Raw genomic sequence first — 25,988 nt, 5'->3', positions numbered from 1 at the left:
GCGAGACGTGGTCACCACCCATCGGGACCGAGCGGTTGCTGAGAAGGCCTGCTGGCAAGATCCTGGCATGCAGTTCGACGATCCCGGCGTCCTGAACGACCTGTGCACGCAGCGGCTCGGCGAGCGGGCCGGGCGGCAGTTCGCCGCCATGGCGCGCCCTGGCTTCCGGTTGATCCGCTCGACGGAGGGGACGCCGGCGAGCGGTCAGTGCCGGCTCGGTGGCCCCGCCCTCCTCGAACCGGAGAGCCGCTGGCCCGAACACGACGGCGTTCCCCTGTCCCTGCACGCCGTGCTCGACACGGATGCTCTCGCCCCCTGGCTGGGCGCGGAACTGCCCGTGCGGCCCGGCCTGCTCAACTTCTTCTACCTGGATCCGGACCTGCCGTACGAGGAGTACCGCAAGCTGGACGTGTACGCCTCCGGCGTCTGGCGCGTCATTCCCGCCGACCCGGCACAGGCGGTCGCGGTGTCAGCCCCACGACCGGCGAGGAGTTACCCGGCGGTGCCTGTCCACGCAGCCGAGGTCACCATGCTCCCGGACTGCTGGGACGTCGAGGACGGCGACCTGGACTACGACCGGGACCAGCACTGGGGTGCGGCATCGCTGTTCCTCAACGGGATGGCGGATCTCGACGGCAACACCGCGGGCAGCCACTGTGCCTTCGGCTGGCCGGACACCGCACACACGTTGCCGGTGTCGTCCCGCGACGCGGACGGCAGGGCGGCCATCCATCTGCTCCAGCTCGCCGAGGACACCGAGTTGGGGTGGGGCTGGGGCGACGCGGGAACGCTGTACTTCACGATCCCGGCCGAGGCGCTCGCAGCCGGTGACTTCGGCGAGGCAGTGGCGCAGGTCATCTGCGGTTGATGCGGACAGCGGGACACCCGCGTCCGGCGGACCGGCGCAGGGGCACCGGCCCGCCGTGTACGTCAGCGGCCCACCCTCACGGCCTCCGACGTCGCCGCGCGGAACGCCTCCGTCTTGTCGAAGTGCGCTCGGAAGTAGCCGCGCTTCGCATCGGCGATGTCAGCCGAGAAGGCGTGCCCCTCACCGGGCCAGATGGCCGGCGGGTCAGCGGCGGCGGGAGTCATGGGGAGGAGTGCTTCTCGCCGGATCTCCGGCCTCGGCTTTCGGCGACACGGAGGATGTCCCGCAGAGCTTCGGTCAGCCGCTCGGCGAGGAAGCGGAGCTGTGCTTCGGTGGCGGTCGGCAGCATGTCGTCTGCGTGTGCGAGGAGTTGAGCGCCCATGTCGAGCTGGACCTCTTCCACGACATCGGCCCGGCGGGACACGGGCCCACCACCGTCGTCGGTGATCACAAAACACAGCTTGGCTTCTGGGCTGGTCCAGGGCAGGAGTCGAAGAGTGCGGCGTGGCGATGTACTCATCAGGCAGCCTCGACGCAATCCAGCCAGTACGGCCCTGACGTGGGCAACTGCGTTGTCAATGACGCCAGTTCACTGCGTTGATGTTCCTGCTTCTCGTGGGCCACGAGGTAGGGGCGGACAGCCGCGGTGGAGGTGCCGTCGATGAGGGTGTCGGCGCGGTAAGGGCTGCGGAGGGCGGGCAGAGGAGGGGGCTGTGGTGCGGGAACATCGGTCACGGGACGCCGTTCGCGTAACGGATGCCGGGATGCCCCACGGGGTCCACGCAGGAAGGCCACCCAGGTAACGAGGCGGCGAAGCAGGTCGGTCATGTCATCGGTTCCGATCGGGTTCGATGGACGGCCGGAATTACCCAACGACTCGACCTTACTGCTGTTCGCGAAAGGCGGCAAGGTTCGTCTCGATGTGATGGTCCTGAACCCCTGGCCACCAAGTCGCTTACCGTGTAAAGCAGCAAGGTTGACGCAGACGCGAGTCGCGGGAGGGCATCGTGGGCGCGAGCAGGTGGATCAGCACGTCGATGCCGTATCTGACGCCGCGCGAACAGGGGCGGGGCGATGCCTGGAGCGAGGATGCGGCGGCCCAGGGACGACGTGGCTCCCAGCGCATCCTCCATGCCGGGGAGGTGCCCTCACCGACGGAGGTGGCTCGGCTGTTCGGCCTCCCCCACGGCGAACCCGTCGTCGTACGGCGTCGCCTGATCCTCTTGGACGAAGAGCCGAACGAACTGACCGACACCTACTTCCCCGCCGCGATCGCCCGGGACACCCCGCTCGCCGGAACGGCCAAGATCCGCGGCGGCGCAGTCACCCTGCTGGCCGAGCTGGGGCATGTCGGTGCGCTGGTCAGGGAGGACGTGACGGCCGGCCTGCCCGGAGAAGAGGAGCAGCAGACCCTGGGACTCGCCCCGACGGACCCGGTCCTGCGCCTCACCCGGCTCACCCTGGACCGGGACGACCGACCGATCCAGGTCGATCGCATGGTGATGCCCGCCCAACGCCAGCAACTGCGCTACGAGATCAGAATCGGATGACCGCCGTGCCCAAGGCCGAACCGGAAGCCCATGACCGCCGCTCTCTGCACGAACGGATCGCGGCGGATCTGCGCGACGACATCATGAGCGGCGAGTTGCCGCCGGGCGCGAACCTGCCCTCCACCGCGCAACTCCGGGCCCGGTTCGAAGCGTCCAACGCCACCGTCCAGAAGGCCCTCCAACTCCTCAAAGACGAGCGCCTGGTCCTCGGTCGAGCAGGAGCGGCGGTGACGGTCCGCGAACACCGCCAGCGGACGATACGCCCAGCCGTGTCCCTCGCCCCGGCTGCGTCCGGCCGCCCCTACCCCTGGCTCACCGAGGCGGCCAAGCACGGCACGGACGCCCGTATCGAGCTCCTCGACGTGACGGAAACCCGCCCGCCGGCGGATATCCGCGCCGCCCTGGGTCTCCCGGAGGAGGGCACTGCGGTCCTCCGCAGCCAGCTCGTGGTCATCGACGACGAACCGGCTGAACTCGTGCATTCGTACTACCCGTCGGACGTCGCCCGAGGGACGCCGTTGATGGACCATCGCCGGATCAAAGGTGGAACACCCACCCTTCTCAGGCAGCTGGGCCACTCACCCCACCACTGCGTGGACCAGGTCTCGGCCCGGGTCCCGACACAGGAGCAGTTCGAGGCACTACGTCTCCCCGGCAGCCTGCCCGTCCTGCGCACCCTGCGAGTCGTCCACACGGCCGACGGGCGTCCGATCGAGGCCACGTCGATGGTGAAGGCGGGACACCTCTACGAACTGCAGTACGAGTTCACGCCGGAGTGACGCCGTCCCGGCTAGTCGGCATGGGCGCCACTCCCCAGGGTGACCCCTAGAACACCTGCCCGGTGAACTCACACACCCATACGGCTCACCAGTTCGAGTCGCGCCCCTCGAACGACGTATGCGCAAACGATTCTGCGCTGCGTGATCAAACACCTCAGACGGACCGCGCTCGCGGCCGCACTCGTTGTCCTCCCCCTACTGGCACCCACCCCGGCCCAGGCGCACGGCCGGACCGCCGAGCCGAGCACTCTTCCGATGGCGGCCGCGGTCGCCGTCCTCCCCCTCGCCCAGGAGGTGCGGGACGGCTACCAGCGCACGAGCTTCCGGCACTGGAACGCGGGCCAGAACCCCACCGACGGCTGCAACACGCGGGCGGAGGTGCTCATCTCCGAGGCGGTCGAGCCGCCCGAGGTCCTGGCCGGCTGCAGGCTCTCCGGCGGGCGGTGGTGGTCGTACTACGACGCCCGGTGGGTGACCGAGGCCTCCGCACTCGACATCGACCACATGGTGCCGCTCGCCGAGGCGTGGGATTCCGGGGCGTCGCAATGGACCGCCCTCCGGCGTGAGGCGTACGCCAACGACCTCGACGCCCAGAGCTCCCTCATCGCGGTCACCGCGGCCTCGAACCGCAGCAAAGCCGACAAGGATCCGGCCGAGTGGCTGCCGCCGGCCACCGGCGTCACGTGCCGGTACACCTCGGAGTGGGTCGCTACCAAGCTCCGCTGGGGCCTCTCCGTCGACTACGTCGAGTTCGAGGCACTCGCCCGGCTCGCGCAATCCTGCCCCGACACCACCGTGACGTTCGATCCGGCGCCGTAGAACCGAACCGTGGTGCCGTCCCGACACCTGGGCGGCACCACCGGCCGCCCGCGATGAGTTTCCGGCGCCCTCCCGGTCTACGCATGAGGAAGGGCCACCCCGGCCCCCGGACCGCACAGGAGATCCGATGAGCACCGTGGTGATGCACAACGTCGTGTCCGTGGACGGCTTCATCGCCGACGCGAACGACGAGGTCGGCCCCCTCTTCGAGTGGTACGGCAACGGCGACGTCCGGCTCAACGAGTACGCCAAGGTCTCGAAGGTGTCGGCCGACTACGTGAAGCCGACGCTGGCGAAGATCGGCACGCTGGTGGTCGGGCGGCATGTGTTCGACCTGACCAACGGGTGGGAGGGCGCCCCGCCGGCGGGTGAGCAGATCGTGGTGGTGTCGCACCGGCCGAGGCCCGAGGGGTGGCACCCGGACGCGCCGTTCCATTTCGTCGAGGGGGTGGAGGAGGCAATCGCCAAGGCCAGGGAGCTGACCGGGGAGGACCGGGACGTCGGTGTGGCGGCGGGTGACGTCGGCGGGCAGGCCTTCGCCCTCGGCCTGGTCGACGAGGTGGCGATGGACGTGGTGCCCGTGGTCTTCGGCTCGGGCAAGCGGTACTTCGGGCCGGTCGACGCCCAGCACCTGCTGGAGGACCCGCACACCGTGATCCAGGGCGACCGGGTGCTGCACCTGCGCTACCGGGTCCGCCGGCAGTGACCCCGGAGGCTGCCGGCCCCGGCACCGGCCACCACACCGCGCGGCAGGTCAGGCGGTCACGGACGCCCCGCGGGCCGCGGCGGGCCCCCGGCCCGCGCGCCGGGGCTCCGGGCGCCAGGTGGCCACCAGAGCGGCGGCCAGCAGCAACTCGGCGATGTCACCGCCGTAGTACATGATCTCCGCACCACCCTGCACCTGGACGATCGGCGCATGGACGTCGACCCAGAACCCTCCGTACATCAGCTGGGAGATCACCGCGTGCGCGGCGATCGCGACGCCGAGGTAGACCAGCCGCGCCCGCACACCCGGCCGGGCGGGGGCCGGGTCGGGTCCGGCGATGACGTAGGCGAACAGGCACCCGGACAGCAGGAAGTGCGCGTGCAGCAGCCAGTGCGCGGACGTATGGCCCATGGTCACGTTGTACAGCGGGGTGAAGTAGAGGAGCGCGAGGCTGCCCGTCGACAGGGCCAGCGCGACCGCCGGATGGGCGGCCACCCGGGCGGGCGGACTGTGCAGCACCGAGGTCAGCCGCCGTCCACGGGCCGCCGGCAGGACGCGCAGCAGGAGCGTGACCGGGGCGGCCAGAACCAGCGCGAGCGGTGCGTACATACCGATCAGCATGTGCTGGACCATGTGCCCCCGGAAGTCCTCGTGGGCGAAAGGGGCGACGGGCGGCAGCAGCGCCACGCCGAGCAGGAAGAGCCCGCCCAGGAACCACCCGGTCCGCCACCGGCTCCAGCCCAGGGCCGGATTGCGACGGCGGGCCCGGCGAACGAGCAGCAGATAGGCACCGGCGACGGCCGGCAGGACGAGCGCGGGCAGCAGCCACTCCAGGAGGCTGCTGCCCGCGGCGTGCCCGTGTGCGGGCATGTCGTGGTCCATCAGGCGCTCCGGCCCTCACGCAGGGTGGGGGCGTCGGGGTCGAAGGGCCTACCGCTGCGCTGGAGCAGATAGCCGCCGGCCACCAGCAGGGCGCCCAGGACGAGGAAACCGATGTCCCACCAGAGCTGTCCGTCCCCGGCGTAGACGTGGTGGATGCCCAGGACGTGATGGTCCAGGACGCCTTCGACGAGGTTGAACAAGCCCCAGCCGACGAGCATCCAGCCCCACAGCACCCGGGAGGTCCACACGCGCAGCCGGTCGTGGGTGACCCGCGCGTACAGGATGGCGAGGCCGAGGAGGACCGCGAGCCAGCACACGGTGTGGAAGATGCCGTCCCAGAGAGTGTTCATCTCCAGGCCCGAGACGGTGTGGGGGTTGTAGTACTTCACCCCGATGTGGTCCTCGTTGGTGCTGGAGAGCATGTGGTGCCACTGCAGGAGCTGGTGGAGCAGGATGCCGTCGAAGAAGCCGCCCATCCCCACCCCGAGCACGACGCCCGGCAACTGGATACTCGCCGGCTGCGCCCCGCCGGCCTCGGCCTCGCCCATCGTGGTGGCCATCGCTCGTCTCCGCTCCGGTCGAGTAGGGCTCAGGACGAGGTTCCCCCCTGCCCAGCGCCCATGTCTGCCCATGTGCCTCCATCCGGTCCCTCCCGGGCACACTTCGGCTGGAACGCCTCCCCCGGGCAAGGGAGTAGCGCACACCGCGGGCAACGCCTCTTCACCAGTGGACCCACCGGAGAGGACGATCGGCGCCGTCCCGGGCGACTCGGCCTCGGGGCGTGCGGTACCGCCCGGCGCCCGCCGGCTGAACCGGCACTGTCCCGACAGCCTCCCAACAGCCCCGAAAATTAACCGAACTCACGTACAACCCTTACGTCCCCACACAGGTCTCCTGATCGCCGACCCCGTGAACGCCCGGACAACCCCCGGCGAACACGGACGGTCCGGCCCTCCATCGACTGTGGATGTCCGCCAGGCATCCCCCGCATGCAGCAGGAGACCCCGCATGCCCCAGCACGAGCGCCCGACCCGGCGCCCGCACGCGCACGCCCGCCCCGTCCGGCGCCCCCGCCTGCGGCTCGCCCTGGCGACCGCCGCCGCGGCCGCCCTGACCGGCACGCTCACGGGCACGCTGCTCACCGCCACGGCCGGTACGGCGACGGCCGCGGACTCGACGCACGCCGCGAAGGCCGACTTCAACGGCGACGGCATCGGTGACGTGGCGTTCTCCGCCTCCGGCGCGTACGTGAGCGGCAAGAAGGACGCCGGCCAGCTGGTCGTCCTGTACGGCACGAAGACCGGTGTGTCCTCCGCGAAGCGGTCCACGATCAGCCAGAACACCACCGGCACCCCGGGCACCGCCGAGAGCGGTGACGTGTTCGGCGCCGACAGCGCCTACGCCGACTTCAACGGCGACGGCTACGACGACCTCGCCGTCTCCTCCCCCATGGAGGACGTCGGCAGCGACAAGGACGGCGGCGGTGTCGCGGTCCTGTGGGGCTCGGCCCAGGGCATCACCGGCAAGGGCGTCTCGATCGCCGACGCGGCCCCCACCAAGCACGACCGGTGGGGCAGGAACCTCGCCGCCGGTGACTTCGACGGCGACGGCAAGGCGGACCTGGCCGTCGGCAACACCTCCAACGTCGTGTACGTGCTGAAGGGCGGTATCAGCGCTTCCGGTACGGCGGTCCAGGGGCGGTACAGCGTCAAGGCACCCGTCCAGGCGTCGGGTGAGGGCTCCGGGCCGCTCAACATCACCGCGGGCGACGTCAACGGCGACCGCCGCACCGACCTGGTCGTCGACGGCTTCGAGACCGCCACCGGCCAGTACTGGAACCAGAACTACCTGCTCCCCGGCACGAGTTCCGGCCTGTCCGCCGCCGCTGCCCAGCCGCTGAAGGCCGGTGTCATCACCGGCATCGGCGACATCAACGGCGACGGCTACGGCGACATCGTCACCGGCATGAGCTGGAACAAGGCCGACGGCGGGGTGACCTTCCCGGGGGCCTCCGACGGCGGCAAGGTGTGGATCACCTACGGCGCCGCGGACGGCGCCGGCTCCACCACCGGCATCACCCAGAACACCGGAAACGTCCCCGGCAGCTCGGAGAAGAACGACCTCTTCGGTTACGAACTGGACCTGGGCGACGTCAACGGCGACGGCTACCAGGACCTGGTCGTGGGTGTCGCGGGCGAGGACCTCGGCTCGGTCGCCGACGCCGGCCAGCTCGTCGTGCTGTACGGGTCGGCCTCCGGCATCAACACCTCCACCGGCACCCAGTCCTTCGCGCAGAGCACCGCGGGCGTCCCCGGCTCGGACGAGAAGGGCGACTTCCTCGGTACCGACGTGAAGCTCGACGACGTCACCGGCGACGGCCGGGCCGACCTGATGGCCGGCTCGTTCGAGAACGACGGCAACGGCGCGGTCCTCTACCTGCCGTCCAGCGGCACGAAGATCACCGCCACGGGTTCCCGCACCGTCTCCCCCAGTGCCTCGGGCGTCGCGACGACGGGCTACCCCAACTTCGGCGCGAACTTCGGCGACTGAGGCGCCCGTCGGGCCCGTCCGCCACACGGGTCGAGCCCCTCTCACGCCGACCGAGCCCCTCGAACCGACCACACCGGCCGAGCCCCTTGTGTCGGCCGAGCCCATCGAGCCGACCGCACCGACCACACCGGCGCCGGCCAAACCGTCCTCGCGCCGCCCGAGCCACCCGCATCCCCCGGGGCCGGACTCCCACCGGTCCGGCCCCCTCCCCACCCGGAGCCCTTCCTTGCGCAAGCGCACCCTCCTCCTGGCCGCCACCCTCACCACCGGCCTCCTCACCGTCTCCTCCCCGGCGACCGCCGCCCCCTCCGGCCTGGCCGGCGACTTCAACGGCGACGGCTACCGGGACGTCGCCATCGGCGCGATGAGCGCCGACGTCGGCTCGGTGCAGAGCGCCGGTGCGGTCGTCGTGCTGTACGGGTCGTCGTCCGGCGTCTCGGCGGCCAGGAAGACCGTGATCACGCAGAACTCCGCCGGAGTCCCGGGCGCCGCCGAGTCCGGCGACCGCTTCGGCAGCAGCCTCGCCGCCGCCGACCTGGACAAGGACGGCTACTCCGACCTGGTCGTCGGAGCCCAGTACGAGGCCATCGGCGACCGGGACGGCGTCGGCTCGGCCACCGTCATCTGGGGCGGCAAGAACGGCCTGTCCGGCGGCAAGGGCCTGCCTCAGCCGTCCACCCTCTCCGAGTGGGGCGGCTTCTCCTCCGGCGTCGCGACCGGCGACTTCGACGGCGACGGCGCGACGGACGTGACGATCACCGGCCAGAGCCACACCCGTCTCTACAAGGGCCCCTTCAGCCGTACGACCGGTCCCACCAGTCACACCGGCCTCAGCCAGTTCGGCTCGACGTACGAGGTGTTCGCGGGTGACATGAGCGGCGACGGCGCGGCCGAGCGCGTCTACCCGTTCCTCGTCGACGGCGACGAGGGCGGCGAGATCAGCTACCACCGCTGGACCGGCACCAAGTACGCCCGCACCTACCTGCCGCAGGCCGACGGCGAGGAGGGCACCGTCGCCGACGTCAACGGCGACGGTTACGGCGACCTCGTCCTCGGTGACTACCAGGACCCGAGCGCCACCAAGCCCGGCGGCCACAAGGGCGGCCAGATCACCGTCTGGTACGGCGGCCCCACCGGCCCCGACCCGGCGCAGACGCCGACCGTGATCCACCAGGACACCACGGGCGTGCCCGGTTCCGGCGAGTCGGGCGACCTCTTCGGCTCGGCGATCAGCGCCGGCGACGTCAACGGCGACGGCTACGCCGACATCGCCGTCGGGGCCTGGGCCGAGGACATCGGCACGGTCGAGGACGCCGGCTCGGTGACCATCCTGTTCGGCTCGGCCTCCGGTCTGAGCGGCAAGGGCGCCAAGTCCTACTCGCAGGACACCGCGGGCGTCCCCGGCAGCAACGAGACGATGGACGCCTTCGGCATGACCGTGCGCCTCGTCGACCTCGACAAGAACGGCAAGGCCGACCTGGTCAGCGGCGCCGGCTACGAGAACGGCTATGGCGCGGTCACCGTCCTGCGCGGCAGCGCCTCCGGCCTGACCACCTCCGGCTCAAAGTTCCTCTCGGCCCGCGACGTCTCCCTCAAGGGCGGCGCGGACTTCGCCTGGGCGATCGCCCAGTGACGTCCCGTCAGGCCCACCTCGTAGCAAGGAAACCCATGCGTCTGCGCAGCGCCGCCCTCCTCGTCGCGGCCCTCACCCCGCTCGCCCCGGCCCTCACCGCACCCCCCGCCCAGGCCGCCACGGCCGCCGCCCCGTACGACTTCAACGGCGACGGCCGTACCGACCTCGCGATCGGCGCGCCGGGCGCCACGGTCTCCGGGAAGGCCAAGGCGGGCGCCGTGTCCGTCGTCTACGGCAGCGCCGGCGGGCCGAAGACCTCGACGCGCACCCTCCTCACCCAGGACACGGCCGGCATGCCCGGCGCCGCCGAGGCCGACGACGCCTTCGGCTCCGCCCTGGCCTCCGCCGACCTGAACACCGACGGCTACGCCGACCTGCTGATCGGCGTGCCCGGCGAGGACGCGTACGACACGAACAACGGCACCGTCACCGTCGTCTGGGGCGCCAAGTCCGGTCTGAGCGGCGCCCGTTCGCTGTACAGCCCGTTCGACCGCGACTACGACCGCTACGGACAGTCGCTCGCCGCCGGCGACTTCGACAACGACGGCAAACTCGACGTGGCGGTCGGCTCCACAGGCCCGATCACCCTCACGCTCATCAACGGCCCCGTCACCAAGACCGGTGCGAACAACGGGGCTTCCGGGTCGCGCAACGACTGGTGGTCCACGTCGCACGGCATCACCCACCTCTCCTCCGGCCGCGTCACCGGCAGTGGCGGCCACCCCTGGGTGGTCCTGCACGGCCGCACCGCGGGCACCGACGACGCGGCAACCGCCCTGGCCGACCTGCAGATCGGCAACTACAACGACTGGCTCCAGGACCTGCCCGGCGGGTACGTCTCGTCCGTCGGCGACATCGACAAGGACGGCTACGCCGACATCGCCGTCGGCAACGACCGCGAGACCTCCGCCGACCCGGCGGGCGCGCTCGGCGGCAAGGTCACGGTCGTCTACGGCGGACCGGGCGGCCGGGACACGGGCCGCGCTCCGCTCGTCCTCACCCAGGACACCGCCGGGGTGCCCGGCGCCTCCGAGAAGGGCGACCGCTTCGGCAGCGGCGTCTCGCTCGGCGATGTCAACGGCGACGGTTACGCCGACCTGGCGATCGGCGCGGCGGGCGAGAACTCCGCCGCCGGTGCCGTCACCGTGCTGTACGGCTCGGCGTCCGGCCTGACCACCAAGGGCGCGACGTCGTACTCGCAGAACACGGCGGGTGTGCCGGGCGCCTCGGAGAAGGGCGACCGGTTCGGCGAGCGCGTCCTGCTCACCGACCACACCGGCGACCGCCGCGCCGACCTGTCCGTCACCGCGCCGGGCGAGAACGCGGGCGACGGCGCGGTCTGGTCGCTGCGCGCCACGGCGACCGGCCCGGCGGCCACCGGCTCGACGAGCTTCGGCCCGGGCACGACGGGCATCTCGACGGCCGGCGCACCGGGCTACGGCACGGCACTCAACTCCTGACTCACACCACTTCCGACCCGACGGGGAACTCGATGCGCAGACGCACCCTCCTCCTGGCCACGGCCCTCACCACCGGCCTGCTCACCACCCTGCCCACCACGACGGCCACCGCCGCCCCCGCCACCGGCCCCACCGCCGACTTCAACGGCGACGGCTACGGGGACGTCGCCTTCGCCGCGCCGTACGCCAAGGTCGACGGCAAGGGCATGGCCGGCTACGTCGCCGTGGTCTACGGCGGCGCCACCGGCCTCGACCCGGCCAAGCACACCGTGGTCAGCCAGAACACCGCGGGCGTGCCCGGCGAGGCGGAGGCCGAGGACACCTTCGGCGACGCGCTCGCCGTGGCCGACCTCAACGGCGACGGCTACACCGATCTCGCGGTCGGCTCCTCCGGCGAGGACGTCGGCACCGACGGCGACGGCGGCTCCGTCACCGTGCTGTGGGGCTCGGCGAGCGGCCTGAAGAACGGCACCACGGTCAAGGACCCGGCGGTCTCCGCGCACGACAACTGGGGCCGGCTGCTGACCGCGGGCGACTTCGACGGCGACGGCAAGGCGGACCTGGCCGTAGGCACCGGCTCGTCCCACGTCTACGTGGTCCGCGGCCCCTTCACCACCACCGGCACCACCGGCGCCGCCCAGAAGATCAGCACGCCCGAGACGGCGTACAGCGTCGACGCGATGAAGGCCGGCGACACCAACGGTGACAACCGCTCGGACCTCGTCCTCACCTACCGCGTCCGGCTGAACGAGGACGAGTCGGGCAGCTGGTCCAAGGGCGTCGCCTACCTCGGCTCCCCCACCGGCCCGGACACCTCCGTCCCCCGCCCCCTGAACGGCGGCACCTCCCTCGCGCTCGGGGACATCGACGGCGACGGCTACGACGAGATCGCCCTCGGCAACGTCTTCTCGAGGGAGGACGACCACAGCGGCAGCCTCGGCGGCCAGGTCGTCGTCATCCGCGGCTCGGAAGGCGGCCCGGTCAACGGCGACGCGCCCATGGCCGAGCTCACCCAGGACTCCGAGGGCGTCCCCGGCTCCGACGAGGCGAACGACGGCTTCGGCAGCTCCGTCTCCATCGGCGACACCAACGGCGACGGCTACGGCGACCTCGCCATCGGCGTCGTCTTCGAGGACGTCGGCACCACCGAGGACACCGGCGCCACGATCCTGATGAACGGCTCCGCCGACGGCGTCTCGCGCACCGGCGCCCGCACCTTCACCCAGGCCACCGCCGGTGTCCCGGGCGCCGCCGAGGCCATGGACTACTTCGGCTCCGACGTCCTGCTGGCCGACGTCACCAAGGACGGCCGCGCCGAGTTCACCATCACCGCCGGCTTCGAGGACGAGGGCATCGGCGCGATCACGGCCCTGCGCGGCTCGGCCACCGGCCCCGTCACCGACGGCGCCCGTTCCTTCGGCCCGGGCAGCCTCGGCCAGATCCGCTCCTACGGTGCCTTCGGCACCGGCCTCACCGGCTGACGACCAGGGAGACACCATGCGCAGATCCACCACGACCGCCCTGGTCGCCGCCCTGCTGGCGACCGGCGCCACCCCCGTCCTCCTCACCACCCCCGCCTCCGCCGCGCCGGCGAAGTACGCCGACGACTTCAACGGCGACGGCTACCGCGACCTCGCCTTCGCCGCGCCCTACGCCCCCGTCGGCGGCAAGACGGACGCGGGCGCCGTCGTCGTCACCTACGGCTCCGCGAACGGCATCAGCGCCGCCCGCCGCACCGTCCTCACCCAGGACACGGCCGGCATCCCCGGCGCCGCCGAGGAGGGCGACCGGTTCGGCAAGGCCCTCGCCTCCGGCGACCTCAACGCCGACGGGTACGCCGACCTCGTGATCGGCAGCACCGGCGAGGACGTCGGCTCCGACGCCGACGGCGGCTCCGTCACGGTCGTCTGGGGCGGCAAGAGCGGCCTGTCCGGCGGCAAGGGCGTCTCCGACCCCGCCGTGTCCGCCCACGACGAGTACGGCATGTCCCTCGCGGTCGCCGACTTCAGCGGGGACGGCCGCCCCGACCTCGCCGTCGGCAGCACCGGCAGCGACGTCTGGATCCACCAGGGCTTCACCAAGACCTCCGGCGCGGCGACCCGCTACGGGCTCACCACCGGCCTGCGGGCCAACAGCGGCCTGAGCGGCGCCCGCGACCTCTCCGCCGGCGACCTCAACGGCGACGGCACCGACGACCTGGTGATCACAGGCAGCGACGCGGAGACCTACGCCGACGGCAACATGATCTACCTGGGTTCCGCCTCCGGTGGTCTCACCTTCCAGACGTTCCTGAAGAGCGACGCCTGGGAGCTGGCCGCCGTCGGCGACCTCAACGGCGACGGCTACGACGACGTGGTCACCGCGGCCCCGGGGACGAACGGCAAGAGCCTCGGCGGCTCGGTCGTCTCCTACCTCGGCGGCGCCAACGGAGTCCGCACCCAGCCGCAGGCCACGATCCACCAGGACACCCCGGGAGTCCCCGGCGCCGACGAGGAGACGGACGCGTTCGGCAACGACCTCTCGGTCGCCGACGTCGACGGCGACGGCTACGCGGAAGTGGCCGTCGGCGTGCTCCACGAGACCATCGGCACCGCCAAGATCGCGGGCAGCGTCATCGTGCTGCGCGGCTCGGCCGCCGGTATGACGGGCACCGGCGCCCAGTCGTTCACCCAGAACACGGCGGGCGTCCCCGGCACCGCCGAGAGCGCCGACCGCTTCGGCGCGTCCGTCCGGCTGTCCGACCTCAACCGCGACGGCAAGGCGGACCTGTCCGTCGGCGCCGACGGCGAGAACCACCCCTCCGGCGCGATCTACAGCCTGCGCGGCACGGCCTCCGGGGTGACGGGGAAGAACGCGATCAGCTTCGGCCCCGGTTCCCTGGGCATGTCGACGACCGGGTACCTGAGGCTGGGCCAGGACATGCTGAACTGACGCCCCCGTGGCGGGTCACGGCGGTGCCCGTACGGCCGAACCCTGATCCCTCACGGATACTCAAGGGGCCTGCCCCTTAAGGGATGTCACAGCTCGGCCGCAAAGCCGGGCCCGGATGGCCGGGCCCGGCACACCACCGCCGGGGACCAGGTACGTTCGAAGACGTGGCTGGATTCAGGATCGGACGCGGCCGGAACAACGGCGCTCCTCAGACGCGACCGCAAGACCCCCGGTACGGGCAGCAGACGCCGCAGGGACCGTCGTACGGCTCCCCGCAGGCGCCGCGACCGTACCCGCAGCAGCAGCCGTACGGCAACGGCGGCGGCCCCACCTGGCCGCAGCCGAACGCCGGACCCGGCGGCGGCTACGGCGACCAGGGCGAGCCGGAGTACTTCGGCGACGGTGCGTACCCGCCCGGCCCGCAGGGCCCGCACGACCCGTACGCGGCGAACAACCCGGGCCACACCCAGGCCTTCTCGGTCGGCGAGGACCCCTACAGCCAGGGCGACACCTACCGCGCCGGCGCGGCGGCCCCGCCGCCCGGCCCGGTCGGCCCGCGCCTGCACTGGAAGGCCCTGCTGAGGGGCATCGTCCTCGCCCCCAACCAGACGTTCCTCCAGATGCGGGACTACACGATGTGGGGCCCGGCCCTGATCGTCACGTTCCTCTACGGCCTGCTCGCCGTCTTCGGCTTCGACGGCGCCCGCGCGGATGCGATAAACGCCACACTCTCCAACGCGATCCCCATCGTCCTGACGACGGCCGTCGCGATGGTGCTGAGCGCGTTCATCCTGGGCGTGGTCACCCACACCCTGGCCCGGCAGCTCGGCGGCGACGGCGCCTGGCAGCCCACGGTCGGCCTCTCCATGCTGATCATGTCCCTGACGGACGCACCCCGCCTGGTCTTCGCGATGTTCGCCGGCGGCGACGCGACGTTCGTGCAGCTGCTGGGCTGGGCCACCTGGGTCGCGGGCGGCGCACTGCTGACCCTCATGGTCGGCCGCTCCCACGACCTGCCCTGGCCGAAGGCGCTGGGCGCGTCGGCGATCCAGCTGATCGCGCTGCTGTCGATCGTGAAGCTGGGCACGGTCTGATTCTCCGCGCGCACGGAAAAGGGGCTCCCTGGGGAGCCCCTTTCTGCTGCCTGCGATCAGTCGTCGAGTTTGCTGCCTGTGATCAGGCGTCGAGCACCTGCCCGGAGCGCCGCACCACGGGCTCGTCGACGGACCACGGGAAGTTGATCCACTGATCGGTCCGCTTCCAGACGTACTCGCATTTCACGAGCGACTGGGACTTCTCGTAGATCACGGCGCTGCGCACCTCGGCGACGGTGTCGAGGCAGAAGTCGCGCACCAGCTTCAGCGTCTTGCCGGTGTCGGCGACGTCGTCGGTGATCAGCACCTTCTTCTCGGAGAAGTCGATCACGTTGGGGACGGGGGCGAGCATGACGGGCATCTCGAGGGTCGTCCCCACCCCTGTGTAGAACTCGACGTTCACGAGGTGGATGTTCTTGCAGTCGAGGGCGTAGGCGAGCCCACCGGCCACGAAGACACCGCCGCGGGCGATGCTCAGCACGATGTCGGGCTCGTAGCCGTCGTCGGCGATGACCTGCGCGAGCTCGCGCACGGCGATGCCGAACTGCTCGTAGGAGAGGTTCTCCCGCACGTCACTCATATCCGGTCGCTCACACCTGGGTCCGATGGAAGTTGAGGAAGGACCGGGAGGCGGTCGGCCCCCGCTGCCCCTGGTACCGCGACCCGTACCGCTCACTCCCGTACGGGAAGTCGGCGGGCGAGCTGAGCTTGAACATGCACAGCTGCCCGATCTTCATCCCCGGCCAGAGCTTGATGGGCAGGGTGGCGAGGTTGGACAGCTCCAGGGTCACGTGCCCGCTGAAGCCCGGGTCGATGAAACCGGCGGTGGAGTGCGTGACGAGCCCCAGCCGCCCCAGCGAACTCTTCCCCTCCAGCCGGGAGGCGAGATCGTCGGGCAGCGAGATGACCTCGTACGTGCTGGCGAGGACGAACTCCCCGGGGTGCAGGATGAACGGCTCGTCCCCCTCCGGCTCGACGAGCCGGGTCAGATCGGCCTGCTCGATGGAGGGGTCGATGTGGGGGTACCGGTGGTTCTCGAACACCCGGAAGTAGCGGTCCAGCCGCACATCGATGCTCGACGGCTGCACCATCGCGTCGTCATACGGATCGATCCGCACCCGTCCGGCGTCGATCTCGGCCCGGATGTCCTTGTCTGAGAGAAGCACGCCCCGAGGATACGCAAGGCGCGCGGAGCGCCCGCAACCGGACGACTCCGCGCGCCTTGGTACGCGTTTGTGCTGCTACCGCTGGGCTGCTACCGCTTCTGATAGCTGACGGGCACGACACTCCGAAGCCGCGCACATCGCGGACAGCGGAGGAGCCGGCCCGGGCCGAGGCGCTCAGCCTGCTGCATCGGGAACGAAGCGGTGGTGAACACGTGCCCATCCGCACAGCGGACGACGGTGCGCTCCATCAAGTCCAAGAGTCCCTTCCCCAAGAGCCGCGTCGGGCTACTGCCTGCCTGACGACAAAAGCCACAGTACGGGATCAAAGGGATGGCCCTGCAGGCGGCACTCCGGTCCCGCCCGGACCCTCGCCGGCACCCCACCGTACGCCCCAACTCCGGTACCCCGCAGTCGGAATCCATGCCTGGAAAACCGACAGGCTCCACGGCATGAACACCGGGAGCCTGACATGAGGTAAAGTGACCACCGTCCGGACACCGACTCCGTCGGCGTCTTACGCGGGTGTAGTTTAATGGTAGAACATCAGCTTCCCAAGCTGAGAGCGCGAGTTCGATTCTCGTCACCCGCTCCATGATGAAACCCCAGGTCAGCGGCCTGGGGTTTGTCTGTCTGGTCCAATTGGGGGGTTGCGTGCCCTCCGCGTGCCCCAAGTCGAGGTGAAGCGGCAACACCCTGGTCTGCGAAGACTTGGGAGCGGACGAGGGCACGGAAGTGCGGACGCTCACGCGCAAGGGCTGCATGCTGATCGACCCCAGCAACCGGCCGACCGAGAGAACTCCCGCCTTCGGCGCGTTCGTCTGCCTCCGGGACGTTGCCCTCCTCGCACGGCGGCTCCTGTGGATCTACACCGAGCGCAACGGGCGTGCGCCATGAGCGTCAGGGGGCCGTGATCACGCGCAGCGCCGCTCCTGCAGGCACGGCCGGCGCTGCCCGCTCGTGAAGACGGGAACGGTCGTCGTCAACGAAAGCAGTCCGCGAAGCTCCTCCCACACCCCGGCCTCCTGCCATTCGGCCAGCCGCCGCCAGCAGGGAGGCCCGGAACCGGACCCCGACCCTTGCGGCAAGTACTCCCACTGGATGCCGGTGTAGAGAACGAACAGCACGCCCTGCAGCGTCTTGCGGTCATCGATCCGCTTGCGTCCCGTCCCGGGTGCCGGAACCGCCGCTCGCGCCTCGGCAGCAGCGGCTCGATCACCGCCTAGTGCAAAGACCCTGAGCACGAATGGAGTAGTTAAAACTAATTTCCGCATAGATCGCCCATATTGTCGTCTTTGCAACCCGTATGGGGATCGCCCTGATCCTCATCGCACAAGTAGGAGACCCAATGCGCAAGCTTCAGAAGGCGTTCGCCGTGGTCACCATGCTCGGGTCGGTCGGCCTCCTCGGCGCCGGCACCGCTCAGGCTGACGACACGACCGATGTCAACAACGCCAAGGTTCCGCCCACTTGCACCGCCACGGCCAGCGGTGGCGGCGGCGGCGCGGGAGGATCGGCCACCATCAACGACAACGAGATCAACCAGTCGAACATAGCCGTCGTCGACGGCCAGCTGTCGACCGTCACGCAGACGAACGAGGTCAACTTCGTCGCGGCGGGGGGCGACGGGGGCGCGGGCGGCGACGCCGCAGCAGTCTGCAACTGACCGAGTCGCCCCAGCAGTTGACCGGAGTCACTGTCAGTCCCCGTTGCTCTGGCGATGACGGGGGTTGGTGATCGAGCTGTTGTGGCTCTGGTGGGCTTCTTCCTCAGTTGAGGCACTGAGGGGTCCTTGCGCAATGCCCGACCGGATCGGGCGCTCATCGTGCAAGGGCCCCTTGGTGTGTGGTCCTTGACGGCGTGCTGTCACAGGTAAGAGGCCGTTTGGCTGAACTGCGGCGGAGCGGGCGCGGAGCCTGACTGACCGGCGGCCTGGTCCAGGGTGAGGACCGCGTCGGTGTCATAGTCAGCGGCGAGGGCCACATTCAAGGCGTCGGCGAGGTCCACGCGCGCCGTAGCGGACAGGGACGAACAGGGCGGCGGGCGCATGGATGCGGACAGCGGCGCCGCAACGGACCGATCAGATCCCCGTACCGCCACTCCCGACAGGCTGGGAGGCTACGTATTCCCAGGTCAAAGCGCCTCAAGCCACGTCATGGATGTTGTGCTCGGTCAGGTCGGATGCGTGCCGGGCAATGGCCCGGTAGTCGGCGTCATCATGGAGGACAGCCAGACCGTGATGGGCCGCGGTGGCGGCGATGACGAGGTCCACAGCGGAGGCGCTGCGATGCTCTCCAGCCTGAGCCATACGGTGTTGCACCGCGCCAATCCAGCGCCCCGCGTTCTTCGGTACCGACACGTCGGGGTACAGATCAGTGAACATCTCCGAGATCTCGTCGTACTCGCGGCCGTTCCGAGCGCTGTGGAGAAACTCGGCGCGTTGCACGTAGCAGGATGCGATGGCCCCGGCGTCAATCGCGTCGTACCAGGTCGATTGCAGTTGCGGTTCGCGGAGCAGCCGGACCAGACCGGATGTGTCGAGCAAGTAGATCACCTGCTGCGCTTCTCCGCCCGGTGCAGGCGCTCTGCGTCATCGACGGCACCCCACTCACGCGCACGCTCGAAGTGACGGCTGATGCGCGCCGCCCGCTCCTGCTGCTCGGCATAGAAGTGCAGGGCCAGATTCACCGCCTCCTTCTTGGTCCTGACCTTAGACAGAGCCATGGCGCGTTCTAGAGCGTCGTCATCGATGTCGATCTGGGTCACAGACATACGGCACCTCCATGCGATGTTGGTGATGTACATAGAAGAATACGTCACCAACATTCGCGAGGCCACGTCCAAGCATCGGATCTGCGGTCGCAACCGACCATCGAGATCAGCCAGGCGCACGGTGCCCGCTGGTCCGTGCGAAGTGAGCGCGCACGTCTGGCTCGGCCGCTGGTGGCGCCCGTGCCCTGAGCATGCCCGTAAGAGCGGACAACTACGGCCAACAGCGGTGCCACCAGGCCCGCGCAGCGGTGCGAGAACGACGAATCCACGCAGGTCAGAGGCCATCCGCCCATCCAAGCGCCATCGCTTCCCAAGCTGAGAGCGCGAGTTCGATTCTCGTCACCCGCTCCATAGCGAAACCCCAGGTCAGCGGCCTGGGGTTTACTTGTTGTCTAGACCGCTTTGTGGCTCCGTGCCCTCCGCGTGCCCTAGGTCGAGATGAAGCGATCACTTCGGGGTGCAGGACATGGCTGCGAAGTCGCTTATGCAAAGCAACAGTTCGCGGATCAGGCGCACACGGCCCTTCGCAGGCGGCTCCCCCCGATACCGCCCGTCGCCAGGCTGCGGCGCAGGGAGGCCGTAGCGGATGTCATGTGCTGGGCCCACGCCAAGATCGACGAGCAGGCCGCGGATCCGGTCCTCGATCTCGTCGGACGACATGTCAGCGGTCCACAGACACCTGCCGCCGGTTGTGCGCACCGCCGTGCGGCTGCCCCTTCTGCGCGGTGGCGGCAGAAGCTTGCCGCCGGACTTGCCTTGGGCAGAGGGGGAGGGGCTCGGAAGGCCGACCACCACGGTTCCCCCTTACTACTGGTGACCGGCCAGGAACCGCACCGCCAAGAGCTTGCGGGGCAGGCCGCCCCCGAGGGAACGCATGGCCTTCCTGTGACAGGGCCGGGCGCCGCCGCGCCCGGCCCCACACTGCCGCGGGTGCCGCGCGGACCGGCACCGGCCACTCCGGAGCGGGTAGTACGCCGAAGACAGCCGTACGCCGTCGACCGGCTCGGCGACGACCACTATCCGTACGCGTCGTACACCATGGGCCTGAGGCAAGGTCGCGGCGTTGATCGAGCCAAGTCGGGGAACCATCGATCGACCGGTGTCTCGGTCTGCCGATGCGCCCGCGGAGGGTTTCCATGACTGGAGAGGCGGCGTGGTGGAGGGTGTCGGAGACGAGGGGCGGCGGTGGTCGGCGGCCGAGCCGGGTTTCTGGCGGCAGGTCGTCGGGCAGCTGGGCACTGCCCTGACCGTGGTGGACCCCGCTGGACGGTTTCTGGCGGTCAACCCGGCCGCCGAGCGGCTACTGGGCCGCTCCGCTGCGGCGATGCTCGGGGAGGACGCACACGACCTGCTGCACCGGGAGGCGGACGGCGGCAGGGTCCCCCGGGAGCGGTGCTCGCTGCTGCGGGCCCTGGCCCAGAGGGCCGAGGCACGCGAGGAGGGCCACATCTGTCTGCGCGGGGACGGTCGCCTGATCGCGATCTCCTGGTCCGCTTCTCCCCTGAGGGACGACGGCGCCTTCATGGGCATGGCCGTGCTGTTGACCGACGCCGCCGGCGACCGCAGCGCCCGTCGGGAGCGTGCGGCCTATACACGTGCTCTGGAAGACCTCACCGAGCGGCTGACGCTGGTCGCGGAGATCACCGACGTGCTCGGTCAGACTCTGGAGACCGATGAGGCCCTCGCCCGGCTGGGCCGCCTGCTGGTTCCCCGCCTCGCCGACTGGGCGGCGGTGGACCTCAGGGTCGGTTCCGGCCAGGTCCACCGTGTGGCGGTGACGGGCCCCGAGGGCCGGGACGCCGCGCAGGAGGACTGGCAGGAGCACCTTCCCGAGGAAGGGGAGGAGGGCCGCTCGCCTCTGGTGCAGGTGCTGAACGGCGGTGATCCCGTCGTGCAGCGCGAGGCGGACATGGCCGTACCGGTCGCCTCCGCCCTGGCCACCGTCCACAACGGCTTCCTGCGGACCGCAGGCGCGAGGTCCGCCCTCACGGTGCCGCTGGGCTCCGGGCGGCAGGTCACCGGCGCCCTGACACTGGTGCGCACGGACCCGGCACACCCCTTCGACACCGACGATCTGACAGTGGTGAGCGACATCGGCCGCCGGGTCGGGCTGGTCATCGACAACGCCCGCCGCTTCGGCCGACAGCGCGCCGTCGCCGAGGCCATGCAGCGCAACCTGCTCGCCCCGCTGCCCCAGCCCGGCCACCTGCGGCTGGCCGCCCGCTACCAGCCCGCTCCGGCCGGCTCCCAGGTCGGTGGCGACTGGTATGACGCGTTCGAGCGGAAGGACGGCACGCTCGCGCTGGTCATCGGCGACGTCGTGGGTCACGACCTGACCGCGGCGGCCGGAATGGCGCAACTGCACGGCATCCTGCGCTCGCTGGCCTGGGACCACAGCGGCCCGCCCGGCGCCGTCGTCGACCGCCTCGACGACGCCATGCCCGCCATCACCACCGTCCCCATGGCCACCCTCGTCCTCGCCCTGCTCGAAGGCGACCCGCACACCGGTCCGTGGACGCTGCGGTGGACCAGCGCGGGGCACCCGCCGCCCCTCCTGCTGACCCGGGACGGACAGGCGGAGTACCTCGAAGCGGGACAGGGACTCCTCCTCGGTGTCCCTCCGGGCCCCGGCGGCAGCCGGCCGAGCGCCGCGCAGTCCCTTCCACCGGGTTCCACTCTCCTGCTCTACACCGACGGCCTGATCGAGATCCCCGGCAGCGACCTGGACACCGGCCTCGCCCGTCTGCGCCACCACGCCCTCGCGCTCGCCCACGAACCGCTGGACACGCTGTGCGACCAGCTGCCCGCCCGCATGCCGCCCGGCAGCACCGACGACGTGGCCCTCCTCGCCCTGCGCCTGCCGTCGCCGTGAGAGCCGTGCCCCGCGGCGCGGGCGGCACGTGGTGCTCAGGTCTCGAGGACCAGGACGCGGAACGGGCCGAGCGGGGCCGTCCGAGGTGTGTCGCCTTCGATGTACCGCCATCCCCAGGACCGCAGCGCCTCGACGGTCCTGTGGTCGGAGCGCTTCACCAGCGTGACGGCGACGGCGGCACCGTGGTCGGTGAGCAGCCGTTTCTGCAGGCGCCGGGCGAGGTTCCAGGCACGGTCCTGGTTCTGTCGGCGTACCCGGGAGGGGACGTGGATCCCGGAGATCACGAAGAGGCGTCCGGACGCGGCAAGCCGGAGCAGCCGCCCCGGAAGGTATCCGTCGAAGCCCTCCCACCAGGGGCCGTCGCCGCGTACGGGGAAGCCGTAGGCGCATCCGGTCAGCTCGGTGGTCTCCGCGATCAGCAGCTCGAATCCCGGTCGCCGTGCGTCGGCCGCAAGCCGCCGCAGGAAGGCGCTGCGGGCTTGGTTCCACACCCAGGGGCCGCCGCCGGACGTCTCCGCGTACAGATCGCCCAGTTCCTGCAGATGGTCCTCGATCTGACGCCTGGTCAGCGGACGGACACGTTGCCCTTCCCGCGGCGAGGAGCCCCGTTCCGGCCTCGGGCCGGGCTTCCGCGTCGCGGGCGGGTGCGAACCGACGGGGCGCCCGAGCAGTTCTGTGGTCGTCGGCGCAGCCGGCACGTTCACGGTCATGAGGCACGCCCTGCTCGGGCACGGGGCGGGCCCGGCCCGGCGTCGTCGGTCGCCGAGAGCGGCGCCGGTGTCGGAGTCGGCGCGCGACGCCCTCGGTGTCTTCAACCGTACTCCCACGGCCGCGCTCCCCTTCGGTACCGACGGTGGACGAGAACGCCGAAGCGGGTACGGCGGTTCCGTCCGCTTCCCGACAGTCGGGGGCGCACGGGAGTACGGTGGAGGTACCGAGGGCATGTCGCACACCGGCTTCCGCGCTGGTCTCGTCCTCGGCGAGACACTTCGCCGGAAGCCTCGCGCAGCGCAGGAGCTTCCGGAGACAGGTCAGCACGATGGCCCCGGCCTTCGATTCCTTCTCCGCCGCCCAAGCCTGGCCGGTGCCCGACCCGCGCAGGGTTGTACTGCAGCTCTTCACCACCGGCGCCACGCCGAACGGCACCACCGGCACCCATGCGCCACCACGCGCCCGAGGGACGGCGGGCCCGCTTCTCCCGAGCTCTTCTCGCGTTCGACCGACCGTCAGGCCGTGACCGCCATGGACATCGCCCTCACCATCGCCGCGCTCCTCGTGCTCATCGCCGCCGGAGCGTACGTGATCCACCGGCTCAACTCCGCACACAGCGAAAGGATCGCCTTGCGTTCCTACAGCCGCTTCCTGCCCGGCCCACCAGCCGCCGCCGACCGAGCCGCCGGCACCAGCCCGCCGCCACCACCGCACTCCACCCCGTCCGCCGGGCACGAGCGTCGCGACCATCGCGACGGCGGACGGGGACGCTTCCGACCGCGCCGCCACAGGGAGCGGACGACGCACAACCAGCGGAACACCGCAGGACGTTGAGGCCGAAATGGCCGACAGAACAGAGGTCACGTCCATGCCCGCGCCGCTCCGCCGCGGCCGCAGCCAAGGCACCGGCACCGGCACCGGCAGCACCCACGACACAAGCGAAGATCCGCCGGCGTACGAGACCGCCGATGGTGATCTCTCCTTGGGCGACCTCGCGGAGGTCCGCATCATCGCCGCCAGCCCCGACATCGCCCAACGAGTGGCGCAACTGCTGCGCCGGAACCTCCGCTGCGACGAGCCCCGCAGCTACCCCGCGGGCCCCGACGGGCAGGGCACTCTGCTCCATCTCACCGTCGACACCGGGCATGTCGGCGAAGAGACCTTTGCCCAGTCGCCCTGGCTGGCCACCAGCCGCACCCAGGCACGACGCGCCCACACCGACGAGCCTGGCTGACGCCGGACCAGCGGCACCGGCAGTCGTACGACGGCCGCCCGAGGACAGGAACCGAGACCATGAACCCCCACACCGGCACGGGCCCACCGCCGAGGACCGGCGACCGCGCCCCCAGCCGCCCGGTACGCACGTCACCGCGCCCTGCCCGGCTCGCCCTGCGCCCGCCGACCTTCCCGCCCGGCCCCCTCTGCGGCGCCTGGTGGCCCCGCACCGATGACCTGATGGCCGAACTGCCCGCACTCACCGAGGCGTTCGACGCCACGCGAGGACGCGTATCGCGCATGGCGTCCCACCGCGACACCTGGCCGGCGGCGCCCTGCGACCTGCCCGTGCCCGGGCACACAGTGAAGGCCGCGTGGTTCGCTTCCGGTTTCGACCCGCACATGATCCGGCTCTTCTCGTACGGCGTCGGACGCTGGGACCTGCTCGTCGTCCCGCCCCGGACCGAGACCGCCACGGCCGCGCGGCTCATGGCCGCGGCGGCCGACCCCGCACTCCACCTCACCGCGAGCGAGCTCCTGGCGGCCGAGCGACGCCGCCGGGTCGACGACGAAACCGTACGCGAGCAGGGGCGGATGGAGCAGTGGGAAGACGAGGGCGGAGCACCTAGACGCCCCTGGGCCCCGCTCTCCGCCTCCGCAACCGTTGCGGTCCGTGACCGCCCACGTCGGACCGGCTTGCCGCCCGCCGGGCCTGACCCGATCCGACCGCTCCACGACCCGTCGAAGGAAACGCCATGATCACCACAGCGCCACCCTCACCACCCGCACCGCCCACCCGCCCTCTCCTCCGCCTGCGCCTCGCGCCCCACAGCGCGCTGCCGCGTCGTCTCGACGGCGTGTGGTGGCCGCGTTCCTACGACCTGCTGGCGGAGCTTCCGCAGCTGCTCGCCGCCCTGCCAAGAGCCTGGGGACACATCGCCGGCGTCACGGTGAACGGAGCGGCCTGGTCCGCGGCACCTGGCCGGATGCTCGTCGCCAACCAGGTCGTGCGACTGCGGAAGACGGTCGCGGCGCACGCCCCGGACACCGTCGTCCTGCTCTCCCCCGGCCACGGCCGCTGGGACCTGCTGGTCGTGCCGCCCGACACCACAGAGGAGGCGGCCGAACCCATCATGACCGCCGCGCTCAGCGACCACGCCTGACACGCCAGGAGTAGCGTGGACGCGAGGAGGCCGCGAACAGGCAGGTGAGCACGATGCCCGATCCCGATTCCCCGCCTCCGGCAGGTTTGCTGGCGGACGGTGCACATGAATCCATGCGTCCCGGAACGGCGCTCCTGCGGCTCACCACCACTCACGAACGCCGGAGCATCCTCGACGGTGCGTGGTGGCCCCGTTCCAGGAATCTCGCCGCCGAACTGCCTGGCCTGGTCAGCGCACTGACCGAGCGCCTCGGGCCGATCACACGGATCGGCCTGGACTCCGCGGCCTGGGGCGAAATGCCGACGCGGATGACCGTCGACGACCGTGTGGTGCACATCGACGTCTTCTCCGTGGGCGACGACACCGCGCTCGTGACCCGAGGGGACCAGGACCACTTCTCCCTGCTCGTGGTCCCACCCGACACGCCCCCCGAGGCGGCGCGAGCCGCGATGACAGAAGCGGTCCGACCCGGCAACCCCAAGCAGGCCCAGCAGATCCTGATCGACACCAACACCCGCCGGCAGCTTCTACTGGACGATTTCTCCTGATGCGCATGAGCGAAGGCCCACACGGCCGGCTCGTGCGTTGTCGGCGCGCGAGCGGAGAGGAACGTTGCCCGCGGCCCGGAAACACGTCTGTCGGATGCCGTGCCCTTGGCGTGCCCGTAGGGACGGCGAATCACGGTCAATTGCGGTGCTATCCAAGCCGAAGGCACGGGAACGCAAACCGCGTAGGCGCAGGTCAGACACGACGCACCCCCGCGAGCGCCGTCGCTTCCCAAGCTGAGAGCGCGAGTTCGATTCTCGTCACCCGCTCCATG

The 25,988-nt window shown here is 70.9% G+C and carries 30 protein-coding genes, 1 tRNA gene and 1 pseudogene; 20 read left to right on the top strand and 12 right to left on the bottom strand.

Annotated features, from left to right (window positions below; all coding sequences use genetic code 11):
* Positions 1–67 precede the first annotated feature (67 nt).
* The gene (locus ABZ016_RS10510; protein ID WP_356916158.1) at positions 68–868 is read left to right on the top strand and encodes a DUF1963 domain-containing protein; all 801 of its coding nucleotides are present in this window, start codon (positions 68–70) and stop codon (positions 866–868) included.
* 62 nt (positions 869–930) lie between these two features.
* Here the strand turns inward: ABZ016_RS10510 and ABZ016_RS10505 are convergent, their stop codons facing one another.
* Together ABZ016_RS10505 and ABZ016_RS10500 are read right to left on the bottom strand one after the other, a co-directional pair.
* The gene (locus tag ABZ016_RS10505) at positions 931–1,092 is read right to left on the bottom strand and encodes a hypothetical protein (protein WP_356916157.1); all 162 of its coding nucleotides are present in this window, start codon (positions 1,090–1,092) and stop codon (positions 931–933) included.
* Entirely contained in the window at positions 1,089–1,319 is a 231-nt protein-coding gene (locus tag ABZ016_RS10500) for a hypothetical protein (protein ID WP_356916156.1), read from the bottom strand. Before ABZ016_RS10500 ends, ABZ016_RS10505 begins: the two co-directional genes overlap by 4 nt.
* Before the next feature lie 556 nt (positions 1,320–1,875).
* On the opposite strand from ABZ016_RS10500, the gene ABZ016_RS10495 reads away from it, so the two are divergent.
* The 4 genes from ABZ016_RS10495 (at position 1,876) to ABZ016_RS10480 (ending at position 4,722) form a co-directional block, all read left to right on the top strand.
* Positions 1,876–2,418: a UTRA domain-containing protein gene (locus ABZ016_RS10495; RefSeq protein WP_356916155.1), complete on the top strand. Its 543-nt coding sequence runs from the start codon at positions 1,876–1,878 to the stop codon at positions 2,416–2,418.
* Positions 2,415–3,197, top strand: a complete 783-nt coding sequence (locus tag ABZ016_RS10490; RefSeq protein ID WP_356916154.1) for a GntR family transcriptional regulator — start codon at positions 2,415–2,417, stop codon at positions 3,195–3,197. Before ABZ016_RS10495 ends, ABZ016_RS10490 begins: the two co-directional genes overlap by 4 nt.
* A gap of 141 nt (positions 3,198–3,338) precedes the next feature.
* Positions 3,339–4,016 (top strand): HNH endonuclease family protein, encoded by a 678-nt coding sequence (locus ABZ016_RS10485; RefSeq protein WP_356916153.1) that lies wholly within the window; start codon positions 3,339–3,341, stop codon positions 4,014–4,016.
* Positions 4,017–4,143: 127 nt separating this feature from the next.
* Positions 4,144–4,722: a dihydrofolate reductase family protein gene (locus ABZ016_RS10480; RefSeq protein ID WP_356916152.1), complete on the top strand. Its 579-nt coding sequence runs from the start codon at positions 4,144–4,146 to the stop codon at positions 4,720–4,722.
* 48 nt (positions 4,723–4,770) lie between these two features.
* Here ABZ016_RS10480 and ABZ016_RS10475 read toward each other — a convergent pair whose 3' ends face one another.
* Positions 4,771–5,604 (bottom strand): cytochrome c oxidase assembly protein, encoded by an 834-nt coding sequence (locus ABZ016_RS10475; protein WP_356916151.1) that lies wholly within the window; start codon positions 5,602–5,604, stop codon positions 4,771–4,773.
* Positions 5,604–6,164, bottom strand: a complete 561-nt coding sequence (locus ABZ016_RS10470) for a DUF2243 domain-containing protein (RefSeq protein ID WP_356916150.1) — start codon at positions 6,162–6,164, stop codon at positions 5,604–5,606. Before ABZ016_RS10470 ends, ABZ016_RS10475 begins: the two co-directional genes overlap by 1 nt.
* A gap of 448 nt (positions 6,165–6,612) precedes the next feature.
* Between ABZ016_RS10470 and ABZ016_RS10465 the strand changes: the two genes are divergently transcribed.
* The 6 genes from ABZ016_RS10465 (at position 6,613) to ABZ016_RS10440 (ending at position 15,272) form a co-directional block, all read left to right on the top strand.
* Entirely contained in the window at positions 6,613–8,154 is a 1,542-nt protein-coding gene (locus ABZ016_RS10465; RefSeq protein WP_356916149.1) for a VCBS repeat-containing protein, read from the top strand.
* A 226-nt stretch (positions 8,155–8,380) separates the two neighbouring features.
* Entirely contained in the window at positions 8,381–9,787 is a 1,407-nt protein-coding gene (locus tag ABZ016_RS10460; protein WP_356916148.1) for an FG-GAP-like repeat-containing protein, read from the top strand.
* Between the two features lie 35 nt (positions 9,788–9,822).
* On the top strand, positions 9,823–11,247 hold the full coding sequence (locus ABZ016_RS10455) for an FG-GAP-like repeat-containing protein (RefSeq protein ID WP_356916147.1): 1,425 nt from the start codon (positions 9,823–9,825) through the stop codon (positions 11,245–11,247).
* 32 nt (positions 11,248–11,279) lie between these two features.
* Entirely contained in the window at positions 11,280–12,728 is a 1,449-nt protein-coding gene (locus ABZ016_RS10450) for an FG-GAP and VCBS repeat-containing protein (RefSeq protein ID WP_356916146.1), read from the top strand.
* Between the two features lie 16 nt (positions 12,729–12,744).
* Complete coding sequence (locus ABZ016_RS10445) at positions 12,745–14,178, top strand: FG-GAP-like repeat-containing protein (RefSeq protein WP_356916145.1); 1,434 nt, start codon at positions 12,745–12,747, stop codon at positions 14,176–14,178.
* A gap of 83 nt (positions 14,179–14,261) precedes the next feature.
* A complete protein-coding gene (locus tag ABZ016_RS10440) occupies positions 14,262–15,272 on the top strand; it encodes a Yip1 family protein (protein ID WP_356916144.1) in 1,011 nt (336 codons plus the stop codon).
* An 82-nt stretch (positions 15,273–15,354) separates the two neighbouring features.
* On the opposite strand, the gene ABZ016_RS10435 is transcribed toward ABZ016_RS10440, so the two are convergent.
* Positions 15,355–15,852 carry a phosphoribosyltransferase gene (locus tag ABZ016_RS10435; protein WP_356916143.1) on the bottom strand — a complete coding sequence of 166 codons (498 nt, stop codon included), beginning with the start codon at positions 15,850–15,852 and terminating at the stop codon, positions 15,355–15,357.
* Positions 15,853–15,862: 10 nt separating this feature from the next.
* Entirely contained in the window at positions 15,863–16,438 is a 576-nt protein-coding gene (gene dcd / locus ABZ016_RS10430) for a dCTP deaminase (protein WP_193500959.1), read from the bottom strand.
* Positions 16,439–16,956: 518 nt separating this feature from the next.
* On the opposite strand from dcd, the gene ABZ016_RS10425 reads away from it, so the two are divergent.
* Together ABZ016_RS10425 and ABZ016_RS10420 are read left to right on the top strand one after the other, a co-directional pair.
* Positions 16,957–17,030 (top strand) — tRNA-Gly (locus tag ABZ016_RS10425).
* Between the two features lie 116 nt (positions 17,031–17,146).
* Entirely contained in the window at positions 17,147–17,332 is a 186-nt protein-coding gene (locus ABZ016_RS10420; RefSeq protein ID WP_356916142.1) for a hypothetical protein, read from the top strand.
* A gap of 92 nt (positions 17,333–17,424) precedes the next feature.
* Here ABZ016_RS10420 and ABZ016_RS10415 read toward each other — a convergent pair.
* A pseudogene (locus ABZ016_RS10415) lies at positions 17,425–17,654 on the bottom strand (transposase); the annotation flags it as partial.
* 129 nt (positions 17,655–17,783) lie between these two features.
* Here ABZ016_RS10415 and ABZ016_RS10410 point away from each other — a divergent pair.
* On the top strand, positions 17,784–18,101 hold the full coding sequence (locus ABZ016_RS10410; protein WP_356916141.1) for a hypothetical protein: 318 nt from the start codon (positions 17,784–17,786) through the stop codon (positions 18,099–18,101).
* Between the two features lie 200 nt (positions 18,102–18,301).
* On the opposite strand, the gene ABZ016_RS10405 is transcribed toward ABZ016_RS10410, so the two are convergent.
* The 4 genes from ABZ016_RS10405 to ABZ016_RS10390 form a co-directional block, all read right to left on the bottom strand.
* Entirely contained in the window at positions 18,302–18,442 is a 141-nt protein-coding gene (locus tag ABZ016_RS10405) for a hypothetical protein (protein WP_356916140.1), read from the bottom strand.
* Positions 18,443–18,578: 136 nt separating this feature from the next.
* Positions 18,579–18,989, bottom strand: a complete 411-nt coding sequence (locus ABZ016_RS10400; protein WP_356916139.1) for a PIN domain-containing protein — start codon at positions 18,987–18,989, stop codon at positions 18,579–18,581.
* Positions 18,986–19,207 carry a type II toxin-antitoxin system VapB family antitoxin gene (locus ABZ016_RS10395; RefSeq protein WP_356916138.1) on the bottom strand — a complete coding sequence of 74 codons (222 nt, stop codon included), beginning with the start codon at positions 19,205–19,207 and terminating at the stop codon, positions 18,986–18,988. Before ABZ016_RS10395 ends, ABZ016_RS10400 begins: the two co-directional genes overlap by 4 nt.
* Before the next feature lie 447 nt (positions 19,208–19,654).
* Entirely contained in the window at positions 19,655–19,867 is a 213-nt protein-coding gene (locus tag ABZ016_RS10390) for a hypothetical protein (protein ID WP_356916137.1), read from the bottom strand.
* Positions 19,868–20,360: 493 nt separating this feature from the next.
* On the opposite strand from ABZ016_RS10390, the gene ABZ016_RS10385 reads away from it, so the two are divergent.
* Positions 20,361–22,079, top strand: coding sequence for a SpoIIE family protein phosphatase (locus tag ABZ016_RS10385; RefSeq protein WP_356916136.1), 1,719 nt, complete (start codon positions 20,361–20,363; stop codon positions 22,077–22,079).
* A 35-nt stretch (positions 22,080–22,114) separates the two neighbouring features.
* On the opposite strand, the gene ABZ016_RS10380 is transcribed toward ABZ016_RS10385, so the two are convergent.
* Positions 22,115–22,789 carry a hypothetical protein gene (locus tag ABZ016_RS10380; protein WP_356916135.1) on the bottom strand — a complete coding sequence of 225 codons (675 nt, stop codon included), beginning with the start codon at positions 22,787–22,789 and terminating at the stop codon, positions 22,115–22,117.
* A 532-nt stretch (positions 22,790–23,321) separates the two neighbouring features.
* Between ABZ016_RS10380 and ABZ016_RS10375 the strand changes: the two genes are divergently transcribed.
* Genes ABZ016_RS10375 through ABZ016_RS10355 form a run of 5 tightly spaced genes read left to right on the top strand, consistent with a single transcriptional unit; the run spans position 23,322 to position 25,716 of the window.
* Positions 23,322–23,624 carry a hypothetical protein gene (locus ABZ016_RS10375; RefSeq protein ID WP_356916336.1) on the top strand — a complete coding sequence of 101 codons (303 nt, stop codon included), beginning with the start codon at positions 23,322–23,324 and terminating at the stop codon, positions 23,622–23,624.
* A 7-nt stretch (positions 23,625–23,631) separates the two neighbouring features.
* The gene (locus ABZ016_RS10370) at positions 23,632–24,024 is read left to right on the top strand and encodes a hypothetical protein (protein ID WP_356916134.1); all 393 of its coding nucleotides are present in this window, start codon (positions 23,632–23,634) and stop codon (positions 24,022–24,024) included.
* 59 nt (positions 24,025–24,083) lie between these two features.
* Entirely contained in the window at positions 24,084–24,764 is a 681-nt protein-coding gene (locus tag ABZ016_RS10365) for a DUF5994 family protein (RefSeq protein ID WP_356916133.1), read from the top strand.
* Positions 24,761–25,168: a DUF5994 family protein gene (locus ABZ016_RS10360; RefSeq protein ID WP_356916132.1), complete on the top strand. Its 408-nt coding sequence runs from the start codon at positions 24,761–24,763 to the stop codon at positions 25,166–25,168. Before ABZ016_RS10365 ends, ABZ016_RS10360 begins: the two co-directional genes overlap by 4 nt.
* A gap of 53 nt (positions 25,169–25,221) precedes the next feature.
* Positions 25,222–25,716, top strand: a complete 495-nt coding sequence (locus tag ABZ016_RS10355; RefSeq protein ID WP_356916131.1) for a DUF5994 family protein — start codon at positions 25,222–25,224, stop codon at positions 25,714–25,716.
* Positions 25,717–25,988 lie beyond the last annotated feature (272 nt).

It is taken from the genome of Streptomyces sp. NPDC006372 (genome assembly GCF_040612515.1).
Lineage (GTDB): Bacteria > Actinomycetota > Actinomycetes > Streptomycetales > Streptomycetaceae > Streptomyces.
Note: the sequence above shows the minus strand (reverse complement) of the source record. Positions and strands in the feature narration are given on the sequence as shown.